Annotated in this window: 17 protein-coding genes; 5 read left to right on the top strand and 12 right to left on the bottom strand. The window is 70.1% G+C overall.

Features of this window, described 5'->3' with window-relative positions:
* Positions 1-14: 14 nt before the first annotated feature.
* From lnt to ABZW96_RS23305, 6 genes are all read right to left on the bottom strand, one after another.
* Positions 15-1,700 carry an apolipoprotein N-acyltransferase gene (gene lnt / locus ABZW96_RS23330; RefSeq protein ID WP_355077698.1) on the bottom strand — a complete coding sequence of 562 codons (1,686 nt, stop codon included), beginning with the start codon at positions 1,698-1,700 and terminating at the stop codon, positions 15-17.
* 651 nt (positions 1,701-2,351) lie between these two features.
* Positions 2,352-3,950: an amidohydrolase family protein gene (locus ABZW96_RS23325; RefSeq protein WP_355077655.1), complete on the bottom strand. Its 1,599-nt coding sequence runs from the start codon at positions 3,948-3,950 to the stop codon at positions 2,352-2,354.
* Between the two features lie 40 nt (positions 3,951-3,990).
* Positions 3,991-4,245 (bottom strand): hypothetical protein, encoded by a 255-nt coding sequence (locus ABZW96_RS23320; protein WP_355077653.1) that lies wholly within the window; start codon positions 4,243-4,245, stop codon positions 3,991-3,993.
* A gap of 54 nt (positions 4,246-4,299) precedes the next feature.
* A complete protein-coding gene (locus ABZW96_RS23315) occupies positions 4,300-4,782 on the bottom strand; it encodes an FxsA family protein (RefSeq protein WP_355077651.1) in 483 nt (160 codons plus the stop codon).
* A gap of 92 nt (positions 4,783-4,874) precedes the next feature.
* Complete coding sequence (locus ABZW96_RS23310) at positions 4,875-5,534, bottom strand: response regulator transcription factor (RefSeq protein WP_039798341.1); 660 nt, start codon at positions 5,532-5,534, stop codon at positions 4,875-4,877.
* Between the two features lie 132 nt (positions 5,535-5,666).
* Complete coding sequence (locus ABZW96_RS23305; protein WP_355077649.1) at positions 5,667-6,839, bottom strand: histidine kinase; 1,173 nt, start codon at positions 6,837-6,839, stop codon at positions 5,667-5,669.
* A 106-nt stretch (positions 6,840-6,945) separates the two neighbouring features.
* On the opposite strand from ABZW96_RS23305, the gene ABZW96_RS23300 reads away from it, so the two are divergent.
* Positions 6,946-7,713: a TSUP family transporter gene (locus ABZW96_RS23300; protein ID WP_355077647.1), complete on the top strand. Its 768-nt coding sequence runs from the start codon at positions 6,946-6,948 to the stop codon at positions 7,711-7,713.
* On the opposite strand, the gene ABZW96_RS23295 is transcribed toward ABZW96_RS23300, so the two are convergent.
* Positions 7,714-8,361, bottom strand: a complete 648-nt coding sequence (locus ABZW96_RS23295) for a TetR family transcriptional regulator (protein ID WP_355077645.1) — start codon at positions 8,359-8,361, stop codon at positions 7,714-7,716.
* A 172-nt stretch (positions 8,362-8,533) separates the two neighbouring features.
* On the opposite strand from ABZW96_RS23295, the gene ABZW96_RS23290 reads away from it, so the two are divergent.
* Together ABZW96_RS23290 and ABZW96_RS23285 are read left to right on the top strand one after the other, a co-directional pair.
* Complete coding sequence (locus tag ABZW96_RS23290) at positions 8,534-10,057, top strand: TldD/PmbA family protein (protein ID WP_355077696.1); 1,524 nt, start codon at positions 8,534-8,536, stop codon at positions 10,055-10,057.
* A gap of 68 nt (positions 10,058-10,125) precedes the next feature.
* Positions 10,126-11,442, top strand: coding sequence for a metallopeptidase TldD-related protein (locus tag ABZW96_RS23285; RefSeq protein WP_355077694.1), 1,317 nt, complete (start codon positions 10,126-10,128; stop codon positions 11,440-11,442).
* A 10-nt stretch (positions 11,443-11,452) separates the two neighbouring features.
* Here the strand turns inward: ABZW96_RS23285 and ABZW96_RS23280 are convergent, their stop codons facing one another.
* Both ABZW96_RS23280 and ABZW96_RS23275 read right to left on the bottom strand, forming a co-directional pair.
* A complete protein-coding gene (locus tag ABZW96_RS23280; protein ID WP_355077643.1) occupies positions 11,453-11,836 on the bottom strand; it encodes a PPOX class F420-dependent oxidoreductase in 384 nt (127 codons plus the stop codon).
* A gap of 68 nt (positions 11,837-11,904) precedes the next feature.
* Positions 11,905-12,453, bottom strand: a complete 549-nt coding sequence (locus ABZW96_RS23275) for a helix-turn-helix transcriptional regulator (protein ID WP_355077641.1) — start codon at positions 12,451-12,453, stop codon at positions 11,905-11,907.
* 112 nt (positions 12,454-12,565) lie between these two features.
* Here ABZW96_RS23275 and ABZW96_RS23270 point away from each other — a divergent pair, with 112 nt between their 5' ends.
* Positions 12,566-13,282 carry a glyoxalase gene (locus tag ABZW96_RS23270; RefSeq protein ID WP_355077639.1) on the top strand — a complete coding sequence of 239 codons (717 nt, stop codon included), beginning with the start codon at positions 12,566-12,568 and terminating at the stop codon, positions 13,280-13,282.
* A gap of 5 nt (positions 13,283-13,287) precedes the next feature.
* Here ABZW96_RS23270 and map read toward each other — a convergent pair whose 3' ends face one another.
* A complete protein-coding gene (gene map, locus ABZW96_RS23265; protein WP_355077692.1) occupies positions 13,288-14,052 on the bottom strand; it encodes a type I methionyl aminopeptidase in 765 nt (254 codons plus the stop codon).
* 102 nt (positions 14,053-14,154) lie between these two features.
* On the opposite strand from map, the gene ABZW96_RS23260 reads away from it, so the two are divergent.
* Positions 14,155-14,418: a helix-turn-helix transcriptional regulator gene (locus tag ABZW96_RS23260; RefSeq protein ID WP_355077637.1), complete on the top strand. Its 264-nt coding sequence runs from the start codon at positions 14,155-14,157 to the stop codon at positions 14,416-14,418.
* Here the strand turns inward: ABZW96_RS23260 and ABZW96_RS23255 are convergent.
* Together ABZW96_RS23255 and ABZW96_RS23250 are read right to left on the bottom strand one after the other, a co-directional pair.
* The gene (locus ABZW96_RS23255) at positions 14,415-14,810 is read right to left on the bottom strand and encodes a PPOX class F420-dependent oxidoreductase (RefSeq protein WP_355077636.1); all 396 of its coding nucleotides are present in this window, start codon (positions 14,808-14,810) and stop codon (positions 14,415-14,417) included. The two genes, ABZW96_RS23260 and ABZW96_RS23255, sit on opposite strands and share 4 nt — an antisense overlap.
* Positions 14,811-14,933: 123 nt before the next feature.
* On the bottom strand, positions 14,934-15,920 hold the full coding sequence (locus tag ABZW96_RS23250) for a putative sulfate exporter family transporter (RefSeq protein WP_355077634.1): 987 nt from the start codon (positions 15,918-15,920) through the stop codon (positions 14,934-14,936).
* Between the last annotated feature and the right edge of the window lie 4 nt (positions 15,921-15,924).

The raw sequence follows: 15,924 nt of genomic DNA, 5'->3' as shown, positions 1-15,924 counted from the left end.
TGGTTCGACAGGATCTATCGGTCGTCGACGGCTCGACGACCGGTTCGCTCGTCCACGCGGGTAACAGATCGCCGCCGGAGGGCCGCGGCCAGCGCGGCGGCAGCCGTCAGGATAACGAAAACTCGCTCCGGCGCGGGCCCGATTCGTGTTGCGAGAGTGGTGTCGTTGCGCAACGGAAGCTCGGAGACCAGAGCCGCGGGCGCGAACAACGCCGATTCCTGCCGCACACTGCCGTCGGCGGCGATGATGGCGCTGACACCCGACGTGGCCGCGACGACCAGCGCTCTGCCGTGTTCGACGGCGCGAACGCGGGACATGGCCAGCTGCTGATAGGTCATCTCGCTGTCGCCGAAGGTCGCGTTGTTCGTCGGCACGGTGAGCAGTTGGGCGCCCGCGCGCATCGCGTCCTCGAACGAGCGATCGAAAGCGACCTCGTAGCACGTCGCCACGCCGATGTCTATACCCGCCGCGTGCACAACTCCGTCACCATTTCCCGGTACGAAATACCCCGCCCGATCGGCGTATTCGGAGAAATGCCGGAAGAAACTCCGCATCGGCAGATACTCGCCGAAAGGCTGGATGATCTTCTTGTCGTGCCGGTCTCCCGGACCCGCCGCGCCGTTCCACACCATCACCGAGTTGGTCGTCGTCCGGTCCGGGTTGATCAGCACGGCGCCGACCAGAATGGGTGCGCCGATGCGCTCGGAGGCGGCGGTGATCAGGGCGGCGGCGTCGGCGTTGCGCAAAGGATCGATGTCGGAGGAGTTCTCCGGCCAGATCACCACATCCGGGCGCGGCGCGCGGCCCGCCGCCACCTCGTCGGCCAGTTCTTCGGTGCGCCGGACGTGATTGTCCAGCACGGCCCGCCGCTGTTCGTTGAAGTCCAGTCCGAGGCGGGGCACGCTGCCCTGGATCGCCGCGACCGTGACCGTTCGGTCGCCCGCCTCCGGATCTGGCAGAGCCGACCGGAGCAGCAGGCCACTGAGCGGCATGATCAAGACGGCGAAAGCCACAGCGGCGTATCCCAGTCGGGTCGCCGGGACGGGTCCGCTCACGGCGGTCGACTCGGGCGCACCGTTCTCGGAGACCATGGTTTCGCGCCCGTCATCCGTGGTACACACCGACCACAACACGGAGCCCAACGCGGCCAGCCCGGTTCCGGTGAGCGCGACGGCGAACCCGACCAGCGGGGCGCCGCCGATCGCCGCCAGTGACAGGAACCAGCCGTCGGCCTGACCGAAGGCCAAACGGCCCCAGGGAAAACCACCGAACGGGAAGCTGGACCTGCCCCACTCCGCCGCGGCCCAGGCCAGTGCCACCCACAGCGGCCAGCCGGGCAACGCGCCGACCAACCGCCCGAGCACGCCGAAGACGCCGAGGTAGACCGCGCAGGCGGTGGACAGCGCCAGCCACGGCAGCGGTCCGACGTAGATGCCGGTCCACGGCAGCAGCGGGACGAAAAACGCCAGCCCGGTCAGAAATCCGTAGCCGAAGCCCGCCCGCAGGCGGCCCTCGCCGCGTACGGTGAGCGTGAGCACCGCCACGCCCAAAGGGGCGAGAAACCACCACGGCCTGGGCGGGAAGCTGCCGAACAGCAACAAGCCCGCGACGACCGCCGCCACCGACCGCGTCGCCACCGGATGATTGCGCGCCACCGCGGACGCCTGCCGCACCGACGCGAGAATTCGCTCTCGCACCATCACTCGGCCACCGTCCGCCATCGCGCGGGCCCTCGCCAGTCGGCGGTCGACAACCGAGCCGTCCATCGGTCCGAGTCAATCCCACGCCGCTCGACAAACCTCGACCCAGCAATGGACGTGATGTTTATCACACGGAATATCAAGTCCGCCATGCTTCGAGTGCGCGCACGCGACTCGCCCAACCGATCGACTCGCCCGGGGGTGTATTCACACCACACGGCCGACCGACCGGGGGGGAGGGCCGGAAAACGGCGGATACGCGAGTCATCGGGCATCCATATTTTCATCGCCGGGCCCCACTGAATCGTCAGCCGCCGCGCACGCGATATCGGTTCTCCGCTCACGCTCCGTCGAACAGACCGGAGCGTTCCAGCCGGTGCGTGCGAAATCGCGAGCCGCCACGCTCGGTTATGCGGCTGGTTCACGCACCGATCCGCGGTGGCGCCGCGGTTCACCGGAGAGCGTCCGGCAAACGGAGAAGATGGAGTACTGGCACGCAGTGCCACATCGGACCGCCGTGGACGAACAGAGTGCACTCGGCAAGGGGTGTTGTTCGCCCGGCCTGAGCCGAGCCGCTCACGAGCCGCCCCGTGCACCCGAGCGCCGGGCACGAGACAGCCGGGAGCCGTCCCGGACTCCACCATCGCACGCTCACTTCGCATAGATCGTCACTCCCCGGTGCACGGTGCGCAGGCACGTGGGCAGCGGCGCGCCCGGCTCCAGCGCGGGCAACCCAGGTACGCGCGACCGCGGGTCGGTGGACCAGCGCTGCACCGAGTCGGCGGCCGCGCTGACGACCAGTTCGCCGGCATCCCAGATCGCATAGGAGGCGGGCGCCCCGGGGACCAGTGTGCCCGCCACCCCGTCGCGAACTCCGCCCGCGCGCCACGCGCCGCGCGTTGCCGCGGCGAAGGCGGCCCGCGGGGACAGGGCGTGGCCGGGCGTGCGGTGCCCGGCGGCGGCACGCACCGCCGCCCACGGATCGAGCGCGGTGACCGGGGCGTCGGAACCGATCGCCAGGGCCACGCCCGCGGAGGCCATGGCGGCGAACGGGTTCAGCGCCGCGGCGCGCTCCGCGCCGAGCCGCGCCGCGTACATGCCGTCGGTTCCGCCCCACGCGGCGTCGAATCCCGGCTGCACACTGGCGATCACGCCCCAGCGGGCCAGGCGGGAGATGTGCTCGGCATCGACGAGCTCGGCGTGTTCGACGCGATGCCCCAGCGCCGCGACGGCGGGACCGCCGAGTTCGGCGACCACCCGTTCGACACCGGCGACCACGGCATCCATGGCGGCGTCGCCGATCACGTGGAATCCGGCCTGGATGCCGGCGACGGTGCAGGCGCGGACGTGATTCGCGATCGCCTCGACATCGAGATAGCTGCGGCCGCAGCCGGATTCGTCGGAGTAGGGCGCGCGCAGCCACGCGGTGCGCGATCCGAAGGAGCCGTCGACGAACAGGTCGCCGCCGAGTGCGTGCACGCCGAGTTCGCCGATCAGGGCGCGAGCCTGCTCGGCGCTGCGCACCGCCTCGCCCCAGTAGGCCCGCACCTGGACGCCGTGCTCGAATTCGAGCAGTTCGCGGACGTCGTCACGGCCCGCGATCTCCGGCCCCGCGCATTCGTGGACCGCGACGACACCGCGCGCGGCGGCATGGTCCAGTGCCGCGGCGCGCGCTCGATCCCGTTGTGCCCGAGTCAATCCGGCGAGCGCGGCGGCGCGTACCAAGTGGTGGGCGGCGGCACGCGCGGGCTCGCCTCGGGTGAATCCGTCGGTCGCCGCCAGCCCGGGCAGCGCGTTCAGCAACGCCGAGGACGCCACCGCGGAGTGCGCGTCCACGCGCGAGAGATAGACCTGCCTGCCCGCACCCGCCGCCGCGTCGATCTCCTCGACGGTGGGCGGCCGTCCCTCCGGCCAGGTGGTCTCGTCCCAGCCGTCACCCAGTACCGCGCCGTCGGGGTGCGCCTCGGCGAACTCCCGCAGCAGCCGCAGGCAGTGTTCGAGCGACCGGGCGGCCGACAGGTCGAGCCCGGTCAGCTTCAGGCCCAGCGCGGTGACGTGCACATGCGGATCGACGAACGCGGGCGCGACGAAGGCGCCGTGGAGGTCGACGATCTCGGCATCCGGATGCAGCGCCCGTCCGGGTTGCTCGGCGCCCAGCCAGACGACGGTTCCGTCGCTCACCGCCATCGCCGTGGCGTCGGGTGAACTGGCACTGTAGAAACGGCCGCCGATCAGCAACTGGGTACTCACGAGGCACCAGTCTGCCCCATGCCCGATTCGGCGGTTTCGGTCAGGCGTTCAGCACGGAGTGGCGGTCCCGATCCTCCGGTTGCGCGAGCACCGCCATCACCTCCGCGTATTCCGGCGGCGTACCGGCGGTTCTCCCGGCCGCAGCGGGCAGGCAGCCCGCCTCCACGGCGATCAGCTCCAACCGCAGCGCCGCGGCCGTGAATCCGGAAATCGACTGTCCCGCAGCGGCGGCCGCTCGTTTCACCGCGGCGGCCAGCTCTTCGCTCACCGTCACGGTGAGTTGCTCGGTGGTCATCGCGTCACGATAGCCCTTCGCGGCGCGACACGGAACCGGGTGCGGCGAGTTCACTCAGGACGAGGGGATCGCGCGGCGCGCGTTGCCCTGACCGTCGTCGTACCACTGCCCTACGACGACGCCGTCCACCACGTCACCACCGTCGACGACCACCCCACGGTAAGGCGCGGTCGCGACCAGCTTGCCGAAGCGCCGTGCGGCGAAGGCCGCCAGCACCGGACGCGCCAGCAACCGCGTAGGCGGCAGCAGCAGGAGCAGACCGAACAGCGAGGTGACCAGTCCGGGTACGAACATCAGCACACCGCCCGCCGCGACCAGGGCGCCGTCCGCCACGGCGGTACCTGGCGCCACTTCCCCGCGCGCGGCCCGGCGGAACTGCTCGAACACCCGCCGCCCCTGCGAACCGACCAGCAGCATGCCCGCTCCCGATCCGGCGATCAGCAGCAGAATGGTCGGCAACGCGCCGATCAGCTGACCGACCGTGACCAGCGCGGCGATTTCCACGACGACGTACAGCACGAACAACAAGGCGGGCATGGCGATCCTTTCGGACGATCTACCCCGGTCAACGTCTCGCGCCCAGTTTTTTCTCCCTGATTCGCCTGATAGGTCGCTGAGAGCCCGCGCCGTCATCCGCCCGGCCGCACCAGCCCGGTCTCGTAGGCGAGCACGACTGCCTGAACCCGATCGCGCAGACCGAGTTTGGTCAGCACCCGGCCCACGTGTGTCTTGACCGTGGCCTCCGAGAGGTACAACTGCTCGGCGATCTCCGCGTTGGAGCGGCCTGCCGCGATCTGCTCGAGCACTTCACGTTCGCGGGCGGTGAGCACATCGAGCACGCCCGGGTCGCGGGTGCGCGCCGGGTTCTCCGCGATGAGCCGGTCCAGCAGACGTTTGGTGACCTTCGGCGACACCACGGCGTCACCGGCGGCGACGCTGCGGATGGCCGAGACGAGATCCTCCGGCGGGGTGTCCTTCAACAGGAATCCGCTCGCCCCCGCCCGCAGCGCGCCGAGCGCGTGCTCGTCGAGATCGAAGGTCGTCATGACGAGCACCCGGCTGCCGTGCCCGGCCTCCACGATGCGGGTCGTGGCGACTACTCCGTCCACCACGGGCATCCGCACGTCCATCAGCACCACGTCGGGACGCAGTTCCGCCGCCGTGGTGACCGCGGCCGCGCCGTTGGCCGCCTCGCCGATCACTTCGATGTCCGGGTGCGCGCCGAGCACCATCTTCAATCCCATCCGCATAAGTTCCTGGTCATCGACGACGAGCACGGTGATCGGCACGTTCCCCAATGTAACGTGGCCGCTTCGCCGCGCCGGGCGGCAGCTGCGGCGCCGGTCTCGCCTACCGGTCGACATGGGACGAATTGCACTGCTGCTCATTACTTTTCACGCAACAAGCGGCTGGCGGCTCGTTCAGTCCGCCGGGTCGGAACGCAGCGGGATGCTGGCGTGCACCCGCCAGGCTCCGTCCGCGTGGCGGCCCGCGTCCAGGCTGCCGCCGAGCACGGCGACGCGTTCACGCATCCCCACCAAGCCGAGACCGCTGCCCTGGATGCGCGCGCCCGGTTCCGTCGGCGACGCACCTCCGGTGTCCGTGACGTCGATCAGCACGTCGGCATCGGTGCGGCGCACCCGCACCCACGCCTTCGGATGCGGACCGGCATGCCGCAGCGTGTTGGTCAGCGATTCCTGCACGATGCGGTGCACGCCGAGACTGACCTCCGGCGCGATGTCGTCGAGTTCGCCGGTCAATTCCAGCTCGACGGCCAGGCCGGTGCCGCGCATCATCTCCACGACCTTGGCGATGCCCGCGGTGCCGTGCTGGGGCAACTGGTCGGGCGCGTGCTCCGTGCGCAGCAGGGCCACGGTTCTGCGCAGTTCGCGCAGCGCCTCCCGGCCGGTGCTCGCGATGGTGGCGAGCGCTTGCTCGGCCGCGTCCGGGTCGCGGCGCAGCGCGTACTTCGCCCCGTCGGCCTGCACGATGATCACACTCACCGCGTGGGCGACCACGTCGTGCAGTTCCCGCGCGATGCGGGTGCGTTCGGCCGCGACGGCGTCGTGCGCGCGACGCTCTTTGTCGTAGTCGGCGACCGCGAGCCGGGCCGCCACCTCGGCGTCGTAGGCGTGCCGCGCGCCGATGAACTCCGCGAGCGTCCAGCACAAGGCGTAGAACATGGCGGTGAACACGCTGTCGGACCCGGACGGCTTGCCGATCGCGACGATCGAGAGCACGAGATCCACCACCAGGCCGAGCCCGTACCACAGTCCGTCCCGCCTGCCGACGTATGCGACCAGCGTGTACAGCATGATGCCGTGGGACAGCTGCGCGACGTGGTCCGCGTCGTCCTGGACCAGGAAGCCGACCAGCGACTCGGTCAGCGACAACGCCAAGGTCGCCGCAGCCATGGCCCGGGGATACACCCGCCGCAGGGCGATCGGCAGCGGAAGCAGCACCCCGATGGCCAGGTAGGCCAGCTTGTTGTGCGCGTTCCCCACCCCGATGATCTCGAGCAGCACGAAGATCGCCGCCAGCGCCGAGTCGGCCACGACGGGCTTGCCCCGGAGCCACAGACTGAAACGACGCACCGGATCAGAGTAGGTGGCCTCGGCACGCGGGCGACCCGGCCAGCCGACGACTGCCCGTCCCCGGCACCGGGCAGGGTCCGGATCCGCGGTCTGGTTGTCTGACCGGGTGGAGATCGGAGACTGGGCGGTTTTGTTGACCGCGGCGACGGCGGCGGGCTGGGTGGACGCGGTGGTGGGTGGCGGCGGGCTGATCGTGCTGCCGACGTTGTTCGTGGTGGCCCCATGGATCGCGCCGCAGACCGCGCTGGGCACCAACAAGCTCGCCGCGGTCGCGGGGACCAGCGCCTCGGTGCTGACCTTCGCTCGCAAGGTGCCGATGCGCTGGCGGGTGCTGCTGCCCGCGGCGGTGATCGCCGCGGGGGCGGCGGCACTGGGCGCGGCCGCGGTCTCGCTGATCGACCGGGAACTGTTCATTCCGATCGTCATGGTGGTGCTGGTCGGTGTCGCGGTGGTGGTCACGCTGCGTCCGTCGATCGGCGTCACCCTGGCCACGCATCCACCCACCAGGCGGAAGGTCGTCCTCACGGTGGCGTTGGCGGCCGGGTTGATCGGCTTCTATGACGGCTTGCTCGGGCCCGGCACCGGAACGTTCTTGATCATCACCTTCGCGACCCTGCTCGGGACCGAGTTCGTGCGGGCCGCCGCGATGGCGAAGGTGATCAACTGCGGCTCCAACCTCGGCGCTCTGCTCTTCTTCGGGGCGACCGGGCACATCCTCTTGGCACTCGGCGCGGGGATGGCCGTCGCGAATGTCCTCGGCGCCGTGGTCGGCGCGCGCATGGCGCTGCGGAAGGGCGCCGAGTTCGTCCGCGTCGTGCTGCTGGTGGTGGTGATCGGGATGGTGATCCGCTTGGGCTGGCAGCAATTCGGCTGATCAGCCCACCGGTTGGGGGTGCTGGGTGGCCAGCCACGGTTGCAGCACCCGCGAGGTGGTCTCGTGGATCTCGCGCTGCAGGCGCTCGCCGTCCTCGACTCCCGCCACCGGTCGCTGGAACAGCACCGTCAACGCACCCGACACCGCACCGACGACCGCGCCGACCAACGCGGCGGCGCCGACCTCGTCGAGCTCGGCGGGGAACGCCTTGTGCAACTGCCTGGCGATCTCGCGTTGGGTGACCAGCTGGGCGTGCGCGGCGCGGCCGCTCACCGCGGGCACCGTCCGCGACACCTGGGCGCGCAGCGCCCCGATCCGGGCATGGAGGTCGTCGACGAGGTGCTCGCCGGGGGTGTCACCCGCCGCGCGCAGCCCGCGCAGCACGACCTCCACCGGCCGTTCGCCCGGACGTCTGCTGGCGATGGCCGCCACCGCGGCGCGCACCCGCTCGTCGGATTCCGGGAAGAGCAGCTCTTCCTTGCTCGCGAAATAGTTGAAGAACGTGCGTGTGCCGACGTCCGCCGCCGCGGCGATGTCGGCCACCGTGGTCTCCTCGTAGCCGCTCGTCTCGAACAGCTCGGCTGCGGCTTCCAGAATGGCTCGGCGGGTACGTTCGCGTTTACGGTCACGGAGGGCGGATGGCGGCACGCGGGCACAGTACGGCATCCGGCGAGCAACACGCGGTAAAGCCCGAGTGTCGCGCGCGCCGTTCACCCAGCGCCACTACGCATCGCGCGCGAATCGGCACCCGATGCGCTGTCGCACGGCGTGTGATCACCGCGCACCCGCGGCGAGACCGACTAGGTTGGTGCGGGTGAGCATCGCGACTTCCAGAGACGTGGACGCCGAGTTCCTCGGCCTGCCACTGGCCGCGCTCGCCGACGCCGCACTGGCCGCGGCCACGGCGGCCGGCGCCGAGCACGCCGACCTGCGGGTGCACCGCCTGGTGACCCAATCGATCCGGTTGCGCGACGGGCGCGTGGAGGCCGTCACCGACAGCACCGAACTCGGCTTCGCCGTGCGGGTGATCGTCGACGGCACATGGGGTTTCGCGTCGCACGCCGCGCTCACGCCCGGTACCGCCGCCGAAGTGGCGCGCACCGCCGTCACGGTCGCGACCACGCTGCGGGCACTCAACCGCGAACGCGTCGAGCTGGCCGACGAGCCGCGTTACGCCGACGCGCGCTGGGTGTCGGCCTACGACGTCGACCCGTTCGCCGTCCCGACCGGCGAGAAGGTCGCGCTGCTGCAGGACTATTCGGAGCGCCTGTCGCACGCCGACGGAGTGGATCACGTCACCGCGAGCGTGTTGCAGGTCAAGGAGCAGACCTTCTACGCCGACACCGCGGGCTCCTCGATCGTCCAGCAACGGGTGCGGCTGCACCCGAGCCTCGAAGCGATCACCGTGGACGCGTCGGCAGGTGTGTTCGAGACCATGCGCACGCTCGCCGCACCGGTCGGCCGCGGATGGGAGTACGTCACCGGGGCCGACGGCATGTGGGACTGGGACGGCGAACTGGCCCGGATTCCGGAGTGGCTGGCCGAGAAGGTGAAGGCGCCCAGCGTGCAGGCCGGGCCGACCGACCTCGTCATCGATCCGACCAACCTGTGGCTGACCATCCACGAATCCATCGGCCACGCCACCGAGTACGACCGCGCCATCGGCTACGAGTCCGCTTACGCGGGAACCTCGTTCGCCACTCCGGACCAGCTCGGGTCACTGCGCTACGGCACGCCGATCATGCACGTGACCGGTGACCGCACCGAGTCGCACGGGCTGGCCACGGTCGGCTACGACGACGAGGGCGTCGCCGGGCAGCGCTGGGATCTGGTCCGCGACGGCATCCTGGTCGGCTATCAACTGGACCGGGTGTTCGCGCCGCGCCTCGGCCTGGAGCGGTCCAACGGCTGCTCGTACGCGGATTCGGCGCATCACGTGCCGATCCAGCGTATGGCCAACGTGTCACTGCAACCGGATCCCGACCGCGACACCAGCACCGAGGAACTCATCTCCCGGGTGGACGACGGCCTCTACATCGTCGGCGACCGGTCCTGGTCGATCGACATGCAGCGCTACAACTTCCAGTTCACCGGCCAGCGGTTCTTCCGCATCCGCGGCGGCAAGCTCGACGGCCAGGTGCGCGATGTCGCCTACCAGGCCACCACCACCGACTTCTGGGGCGCGATGGAAGCGGTCGGCGGGCCGTCGACCTGGCAGCTCGGTGGCGCGTTCAACTGCGGGAAAGCGCAGCCGGGCCAGGTCGCCGCGGTCAGCCACGGCTGCCCGTCGGTCCTGGTGCGCGGCGTCAACATTCTCAACACCCGGACGGAGGCAGGCCAGTGAGCGACGATCTGTTCCCCGCCGGCGTGACCGTGGAGCGCGCGCTGGCGCTGTCGCGCGCCGACGAGGCCATGGTGATCGTCCGTGACGAGCACGAGGCGTCACTGCGCTGGGCGGGCAACTCCATGACCACCAACGGGTCGTCGGTGTCGCGCAAATGGGCGGTGATCTCGGTGTTCCGCGAGGGGCCCACGCTGGCCCGCGTCGGCACCATCGCCTCGTCCAGCGTCGACCCCGACGACATCGAGGCCGTCGTGCGTGCCAGCGAGGAGGCCGCGCGCGGCGCCGAACCCGCGCGCGACGCGATGCCGCTGCTGGAGCCCGACACCGTCGACCAGGACTTGGCCGCCCCGGCGACCGGCACCGGCATCGAGGTGTTCACCGATCTGGCCGAGGGCCTGTCCGCCGGATTCGACAGCGCCGACCGCCTCTACGGCTTCGCCCATCACCAGATGCACACCACCTGGCTGGGCACCTCGACCGGCATCCGGCGCCGCTTCGTGCAACCCACCGGTTCGGTGGAGATCAACGGCAAACGCGGCGAGGGCGCGGATCTGGCCAGCGCGTGGGTCGGGGTGGGTACCGCGGACTTCACCGACGTCGACGTATCCGGCTTGCTCGCGGACCTTTCCCGCCGCCTGGACTGGGCCAAGCGCAAGGTCGAGCTGCCCGCGGGCCGCTACGAGACGCTGCTGCCGCCCTCCACCGTGGCCGACCTGATGATCTACCTGGCCTGGTCGATGGAGGGCAGGGGCGCGCAGGAAGGCCACACGGCGTTCGCGCGAGCGGGCGGGACCCGGGTCGGCGAGCGACTGAGCGATATCCCGCTCACGCTCTACTCCGATCCGCACGCGCCCGGACTGGAATACCAGCCGTTCGTGGCGGCGACCGCGTCGTCGGAATCGATGTCGGTGTTCGACAACGGCCTGACCGCGGAGCGCGTCGACTGGCTGCGCGACGGCGTGATCTCCGCGCTGATCTATCCGCGCGCCACCGCCGCCGAGTTCGACGCACCCGCCACGGTTCCCGGCGACAACCTGCTGCTCACCGGCGGTTCCGACGCCACGATCGACGACATGATCGCGCGCACCGAGCGCGGCTTGCTGCTGACCACCCTGTGGTACATCCGTGAGGTCGATCCGGCGACGCTGCTGCTCACCGGTCTCACCAGGGACGGGGTGTATCTCGTCGAGAACGGCGAGGTCACCGCCGCGGTGAACAACTTCCGGTTCAACGAGAGCCCGCTGGATGTGCTCCGGCGGGTGAGCGAGGCGGGTGCCACCGAGCTCACGCTGCCCCGGGAATGGAAGGACTGGTTCACCCGGACCGCGATGCCGCCCTTGCGGATTCCGGACTTCCACATGTCGTCGGTCAGCCAGGCGACCTGAGCGCGGCGGGTCAGGCCGCGAGGTCGATCTCGATGCCGATGGTTCCGGACTTGCCGCGCCGCAGGTTGCTGCCGAGGATGACGAGGGGACCGGTGAGCCGGTACTTGCGCCGCAGCAGCTTGCGGACCCGCTCCGTGCCCTCGGCATCGAGGATCCGTCCGGTTCCTTCGACCACCGCGCCGTGCGGCTTGCCGGTCGCGCTGCACGGTTGCACGCTGACCGCCGGATTGCGGCGCAAGCGCTTGACCTTCCAGCTGTCGGTCACGGTCCAAACGTACAGTTTGCCGTTCTCGGACACCGCCCACACCGCGGTGCCGACGGGCGATCCGTCCTTGCGGAAGGTGGTCAGCAGCACGTAGTCGGCCTTGGCGACGGCGTCCAGCGAATTCGTCATGCGGGCAGCGTATCCCGCATCCCGGTGCGGTGAGCGACGCGGGAAAGGCGCGGGTTCGTGCCGGACATTCACTCCGGCAGTCGGTACTCCCCCGCTTCCAGACGCGCCAGTACTCCGTCGGTCCACTTCGACAGGTTCTCGAACACGCCACTCCACAGCTCCAGCAGGTCGGTCGCGTGCGGCGCTTCGTACCGCCCGGGGAAGTCCGGGATCATGGCGAGCAGGTCGGCGCGCACTTCCTCGCTGCGGCGGCGCTGTTCCCGCAATTTCGCGATGACGTGCGCCCTGGGCAGCGCGTCCATGAAGGCGATGGCAGCGCCCAGTTCCTCCATATCGATGCTGACCAGCGCCTCGTCCATGAGCCCGCGGAACTCGGCCTCTCCCGCCTCGGTCAGCTCGAACAGCGTGCGCCCAGGGCCCTGGTCGCTGGTCTGGGTGCCGAACGCGCTCAACTTGCCCTCGCGGGTGAGCTGCTTGAGGGCGTGATAGATCGAGCCGGGCTTGACATTCGTCCAGGTTTCGGCCCGCCAGGACAGCAGCTCCTGACGCACCGCGTAGCCGTGCACGGGCTGACGCAGGCGCATCACCCCCAGCACGAGCAGGCGCACCACCGACATCGCGAACTCCTTCCGGTCCGAGATCGCATGGTAGTCAAGTTTGACTTCCGGCGAAAACCGTCGCTACGCTCACCTAGTCAAAATTGACTACCGCAGGTAAATGGGAGTTTTCATGGCCGACACGGCGGTACCGCAACTCTGGACCGGCGACCTGACCGACACGCTCGACTTCTACCGGACGCTGGGCTACACGGTGACTCATGAGCAGACCCGTCCCTACGTCTACGGAGCGGTGGAGGACCACGGTTGCGCCCTGCACTTCGTGCCCGCGCCGAAGGACGCCGACATCCCCGCCGAACGCGCAGGCTGCCTCGTGATGGTCGACGACGTCGCGAGCAGGCATCGAGCCTTCTCCGCGGCGCTGCGCAGCCGCTACGGCAAGATCCCGGCCAAGGGCCTGCCCCGGATCACCCGCTTCCGGCCGGGGCAGTCCCGGTTCACCGTCATCGATCCGGGAGGCAACCAGGTGATCTACATCCAGCGCGACGAACCCCCGAAGGTGGAGTACGGCGGATCGAAGGAGCTGGACGGGCTGTCCAGAGTGCTGGACAACGCCCGCATTCTGCGCGATTTCAAGACCGACGACAAGGCCGCGTTCCGCGTGCTCGAGGTCGGTCTCGGCCGGTTCCGCAGCGAAGCGCCCCGGCTCGACGTGGCGCGGGCACTGGCGGCGCTCGCGGAACTCGCCGTCGCGACCGGCGACCCCGGCGGAGCCGATGGATTCCGGGCGGAGTTGCGCGCGATGGAACTGTCCGCCGAGGAACGCGCGTTCATCGCCGACGAGTTACGCGCCTCCGACGACCTGTCTTCCTGGCTGTCGGAGACTTAGACCCCTCACGCCGCGGTCAGCACCTGTGGCCCGTCCGGCGTGATCGCGATGGTGTGCTCGGAGTGGGCGGTGCGGGAGCCGTCCGCCGAACGGATGGTCCAGCCATCCGGATCGGTGACGATGCGGTCGGTGGTGCGCGCGAACCACGGTTCGATCGCGATGGTGAGCCCGGGGCGCAACCGATAGCCGCGCCCCGGGCGGCCGTCGTTGGGCACGTGCGGTTCCTCGTGCATGGTGCGGCCGAGGCCGTGACCGCCGAATTCGGTGTTGACCGGATAGCTGTACGCCCGTGCCACCTCGGCGATGGCGGCGGAGATGTCGCCGATGCGGTTGCCCGGCACCGCGACCGTGATCGCCGCGGCCAGCGCCTCCTCGGTCGCCCGCACCAGCCGCACGTCCTCCTCCGCGGCCGAGCCGACCACGACCGTGGTCGCCGCGTCCGCGACCCAGCCTTCGACGCCGACCGCGAGGTCCATGGTCAGCACGTCGCCGTCGCGCAAGGCATAGTCGAACGGAAGTCCGTGCAGCACAGCGTCGTTCACCGACAGGCAGACGGTATTGCGAAACGGTCCTCGCCCGAACGAGGGCGCGTAGTCCCAGTAGCAGGACTGGGCTCCGCGCGCGCGGATGCGTTCTCGGACGTGGGCTTCCAGGTCGAGCAGGTTCACCCCTACCCGCGCCCGGTCGCGCAACTCGGCGAGCACGTCTGCGACGAAGCGCCCCGCCACTCGCATCCGCGCGATCTCCGCCGGGCTCTTCAACTCGACCATCATTCCTCCAGTGCGCCGGTATTTTAATACCACTCTAGCCGCGCCGGTATTTTAATACCAATCCGTCTTGCGACCTCGCACTGCCGCCCGTAGCCTGAGCGCATGGTCCGCCTCCCGTTGACCCCCGCGCAGATCGAGTCGGGTCGCCGCTTGGGCGCTGCCCTGCGCGCGGCCCGCGCGAACCGCGAACTCACCGACGTCGCCCACGCCGCCGGGATCTCACCGGAGACGCTGCGCAAGATCGAGACCGGACGGTTGCCCTCGCCTGCTTTCGGCACCGTGGTGGCATTGGCACAGTCGCTCTCGATCCCGCTCGACGATCTCGCGGACATCTGGCGCTCGGCCGGTCTCGCCGAATCCGCCTAGGCCGGATCGCCTGTCGCCTTCGGAGCGATCGCGATCCCGACGGACGCGTTCGCGCCGCGCAGCAGCTTGTGCCCGCGAATGGCGAGCTTGCCGATGATCCCGTACTTGTCCGCGACCACATCGCGCACGCGCTGGGTGCCGTCCGCGTCGAGAATGCGCGCGCTGCCCGGCAGGACCTCCGCCGCCGTCGGTCGGCCGCGCCCGTCGCAGACCTGCAGCGTGACGTCCGGATTGCGGCGGATCCGCTTGACCTTCCAGGTCTCGGGATTGGTCCACACGACGATCCGGTCACCATCCGGAGCCACCCACACGGGTGTGCCGACCGGCGTCCCGTCCTTCTTGAAGGTGGTCAGCCGCACGTATTTGCTCTGGCTCATCTCGTTCCACGTCATAGGGCAACGGTAGGCCCGCGCGACGGCGGCGACATCCGACCGCAGGACGGTTCGCGATTACGTGTATGGGCGTAGGTGGCGGCAACCGTGTCCGCCGAGCCGCCGCCACAATTCGTATGTTGCTCACCGCCAGCCGGTGGCGAATTGCAGCGCGAGGCTGGAGATTCCGAGGATGACGGAGAGGATGCCGCCGAAGAGCAGGGGGCGATGGCCTGCGGTGCGTAGGCGCTGCGGCGTGAGGGTGGTGCCGACGGCGGCCAGGACGGCGGCGATCAGCCAGGCGCTCACATGGCTCAGGGCGGTCGTCCACGAGGGCCGGATCACGCCGGTGGCGGCGAGGGCCGACGCGGCGAGGAACAGCACCACGAACAGCGGAATGGTGCGCCACAGTGGCGTGACGCCGGAATCGCGCCGGGCTCCGAAGTGCAATCCGACGCACAGCGGGATGATCGCCAGGCTGCGCACCAGCTTGACGATGACGGCGAAATGCGCGGCGGCGGATCCGAACGCCACGCCGGCGGCGAGCACCGAGGACGTGTCGTTGATGGCGGTGCCCGCCCACAAGCCGAATGCCTGCTCGGACATGCCGAGCAGGTGGCCAAGCGGCGGATAGACCAGCACCGCGACGACATTGAAGACGAAGATGGTGCCGAGTGCGTAGGCGGCCCGCTCGCGGTCGGGCTTGATGACCGCCGTGGCGGCGGCGATGGCGGAGGCCCCGCAGATGGTGGTGCCCACCGCCACCAGGATGGCGGAATCCCGGTCCAGGGCCAGCAGCCTGCCGACGACCAGCGCGGCCAGGGCGCCGACGAGCAATGTGCCGATCAGTACGACTATCGTGCCGCGGCCCACGCCGACCACCGCGCCGACGGGCAACCCGAGACCGAGCAGGACGATGGCGGCGCCGAGCAATCGTTGCTGCGCCGAGGCCAGCCCGGGAGTGAATCGCTCGTCCCCGGTGCGGCGTGCGAAAACACCGAACATCGCGCCACCGGCCAGGGCGAGCACGGGCACGCCGAGGACGGGCCACACCGCGCCCAGGAAAGTCGCGGCGGTGGCGAGCACCGCTGCCACCAGAAGGCCGGGCCCGTGCCGGCGAAGATGCGTCATTTCG

The sequence above is a fragment of the Nocardia sp. NPDC004168 genome, assembly GCF_040610355.1.
GTDB lineage: Bacteria > Actinomycetota > Actinomycetes > Mycobacteriales > Mycobacteriaceae > Nocardia > Nocardia sichangensis.
Note: the sequence above shows the minus strand (reverse complement) of the source record. Positions and strands in the feature narration are given on the sequence as shown.

What these genes read in the sequence shown, in the direction of transcription:
- ABZW96_RS23315 (WP_355077651.1), bottom strand. Translation starts at nt 4,782, where the DNA reads ATGCCCGCCTTGTTGTTCGTGCTGTACGTCGTCGTGGAAATCGCCGCG.
- lnt (WP_355077698.1), bottom strand. Translation starts at nt 1,700, where the DNA reads ATGGTGCGAGAGCGAATTCTCGCGTCGGTGCGGCAGGCGTCCGCGGTG.
- ABZW96_RS23250 (WP_355077634.1), bottom strand. Translation starts at nt 15,920, where the DNA reads ATGACGCATCTTCGCCGGCACGGGCCCGGCCTTCTGGTGGCAGCGGTG.
- ABZW96_RS23260 (WP_355077637.1), top strand. Translation starts at nt 14,155, where the DNA reads ATGGTCCGCCTCCCGTTGACCCCCGCGCAGATCGAGTCGGGTCGCCGC.
- ABZW96_RS23270 (WP_355077639.1), top strand. Translation starts at nt 12,566, where the DNA reads ATGGCCGACACGGCGGTACCGCAACTCTGGACCGGCGACCTGACCGAC.
- ABZW96_RS23285 (WP_355077694.1), top strand. Translation starts at nt 10,126, where the DNA reads ATGGTGATCGTCCGTGACGAGCACGAGGCGTCACTGCGCTGGGCGGGC.
- ABZW96_RS23275 (WP_355077641.1), bottom strand. Translation starts at nt 12,453, where the DNA reads ATGTCGGTGGTGCGCCTGCTCGTGCTGGGGGTGATGCGCCTGCGTCAG.
- map (WP_355077692.1), bottom strand. Translation starts at nt 14,052, where the DNA reads ATGGTCGAGTTGAAGAGCCCGGCGGAGATCGCGCGGATGCGAGTGGCG.
- ABZW96_RS23280 (WP_355077643.1), bottom strand. Translation starts at nt 11,836, where the DNA reads ATGACGAATTCGCTGGACGCCGTCGCCAAGGCCGACTACGTGCTGCTG.
- ABZW96_RS23255 (WP_355077636.1), bottom strand. Translation starts at nt 14,810, where the DNA reads ATGACGTGGAACGAGATGAGCCAGAGCAAATACGTGCGGCTGACCACC.
- ABZW96_RS23320 (WP_355077653.1), bottom strand. Translation starts at nt 4,245, where the DNA reads ATGACCACCGAGCAACTCACCGTGACGGTGAGCGAAGAGCTGGCCGCC.